Source organism: Rubripirellula obstinata (assembly GCF_001642955.1).
GTDB lineage: Bacteria > Planctomycetota > Planctomycetia > Pirellulales > Pirellulaceae > Rubripirellula > Rubripirellula obstinata.
The window spans coordinates 1-2307 of sequence record NZ_LWSK01000247.1 but is presented as its reverse complement, the minus strand read 5'-3'; the positions used below and the strand labels follow the sequence as shown (position 1 = coordinate 2307).

General features: G+C 56.4%; 2 protein-coding genes. One reads left to right on the top strand and one right to left on the bottom strand.

Annotated features, from left to right (window positions below):
• A partial coding sequence (locus tag RC85_RS28035) for a hypothetical protein (protein ID WP_162273298.1) occupies positions 1–393 on the top strand: 393 nt, incomplete at its 5' end.
• Between the two features lie 171 nt (positions 394–564).
• On the opposite strand, the gene RC85_RS25430 is transcribed toward RC85_RS28035, so the two are convergent.
• Positions 565–2013: an IS1380 family transposase gene (locus tag RC85_RS25430; protein WP_068130672.1), complete on the bottom strand. Its 1449-nt coding sequence runs from the start codon at positions 2011–2013 to the stop codon at positions 565–567.
• Between the last annotated feature and the right edge of the window lie 294 nt (positions 2014–2307).

The window sequence follows — 2307 nt, the reverse complement described above, 5'->3', positions numbered from 1 at the left end:
CATACGATTCCCTTCGTTGACGATGAACTTCCCATTGAAGATGCCGACGATTACGAAAACGAATGGAAGCTCGACTACTTTCACCATCTGCTTGATCAGCCTGGCTTTACCCTTGCGCAAGACGTTGTTGTTCGCACATTCCATATTTGTTCATTGCACTTGTCGGCAATCAACGCTCACCGAAACGGCATCATTGATTCGTCGTTCAATTGTTCGGATGGCAATCCCGATTGTCCGATCGTTCGATTCATGACTGATTTTGATTCGGCGCGGCTTATCGGCTACACTTCAAAGTCACGACGAAGCGTTTGGTTGTGTAAGCGAAAAGGTAGGACGGAACCAAGCGATCGGGATAGGGGCCGCATTGCTGCGGACCCCTCCTACACCACCTAGCCCGGATTATGCATCCGCCCGTTGTTGACGCGGGCAGTTGGGCTCGCTACTTCCTGCGACGGGGTGGGAGGCGTTTTGAGGGGCTTGGGCCGGCGGTCAGCGCAGAAGCTCCCCCTCCCCAAATCGATGTCGCTCGCTCTGAGTGTCGCCTCGCGGGGAGTTGGGGAGGCGTTAATCGCTGCGGCACAGACGCTGCATGACGTGCTCGTACAGAGCTTCGGAGGGACAATGGCTCGCCATGTGAAAGACCACACGGCGGCTGGTCACCCGAACGCGAGCGGCGATCTTGAGAAGCCGCAGACGGATGGTATCGACGCGCAGGCGTGCTGCCTTCGTGTCAGAAAGTCCCAGGCGACGCACGCCATCGAGCAACACGTATGCAAAGGACGAAAGCATCAAGCGGAACTGGTTGGCCACGAACCTGCTACAACTGGTGCGGTCGGCAAACAGCCCCAATTGTGTCTCCTTGATCCGGTTCTCCATCTCGCCGCGCGGGCAGTAGCGTGTGCGGTAGAACTCTTCCGGATTAATAGCCACCGAGCAAAGCGTTCCCGCATCCTGCAACTGCCGCACCCGCTTGCCGTCGATAGTAACGCGACGATAAGTCGGATCAACGATGCCTTCCTCACTGGGGAGATTCGTGACCACGAAACGCGGGTTGGTGCCCTGGCTGCTATATTCCGCCTTACCCACGACCCAGCGACTGCAATCCCAAGATTTTTGTGTGCGGTAGCGAAACCACTTGAAGACGGACTGCGTGCCCCCATAGAGTCCGTGGCGAATCTGGGCTTGCGTCATTTCGCAAGCGATTTGCTTGTCTAAAACGTTGTTGTGCTGCAAGCCAAAGACGTATCCGACATCGTTTTTATCACACCAACGCATCAAGCGTTCGATGGCAAATCCGCTGTCGCCGCGAATGATGATTTTCACATCGGGCCAGCGGGAGCGGATCTTCTGGATCAGCAATTTGGTAATCGGCCGAGCATGATGGGCGGCCCCGACTTTGCTGGGGCGAAGGTGCGAAACCAACAGGTGGTCGTCACAGAAAACATACAGGGGAAGAAAGCAGTAGCCATCATAAAAGCCGTTGAAATGCCGTTGCTCTTGATTTCCGTGGATCGTGTCGTCGGTGGCATCGTAGTCCAAGATGATTTCTTCGGGCGGTTGCTCATAGCTTTCCAGAAACAGGTCCACAAGGAGCTCGTTCAACCGCAAGATTGTCTTGGTGTCGATCCTGTTCTCTAATCGGGAGTGCGTTGAGGGGCTGGCCAGCGGGGAGTGATCGCCGTCGTAATTGTGTTCCGCGGGAACCCGCCCGGCAGCGACTTGAAACGCCGGGTCGTGTCGCAGCGCGTCGTGGTCGTTGCCATCTTCGTAACCTGCGGCGATGGCAAAGATGCGGGAGGTGAGCAGTTCGGCTTGAGGGTGGACCGTGTGAAGCGGATCGCGAGGATCGGGGATGGCTTGATCGAGCCGTCGAATCAAATCGAGTCTTCGGTCGACCTCTCGCAGAAGCAGCAAGCCACCATCGGTGGTCAGCGTTCCGCCGTCGAAATCAAAATCGACCGCTTGTCGTCGGAGCCGTTTCAAAACGGGGCGTTTTCGTTTACGCTGTGCCATTGCAGAAGCCTCGGGCTTGTCGTGTATGAAGTGTCGTAACTCCAATACATAGCAGGGCTGAGGCTTTTGCGCTATAGGGGCAACCGATAAACGGGTGCATAATCCGGGCTAGCACCTGCCACCGCTCCGCGGTTTCGGAAAGCTGGCGGCAAACGCCCTAATAGGTGCCACCCACCTATTTTGCGATATTGCTAGCGAATCGCCGACGCGCGATGGGTGGGTGGCACCTATTGGAGGAGGGTTTGGATTTTTGGACGCCCCGTCCAAAGTCTGGCGACTTCGGCTACGTGTCGA

Coding starts and splice junctions, on each gene's coding strand:
- RC85_RS25430 (WP_068130672.1), bottom strand. CDS start 2,013: ATGGCACAGCGTAAACGAAAACGCCCCGTTTTGAAACGGCTCCGACGA.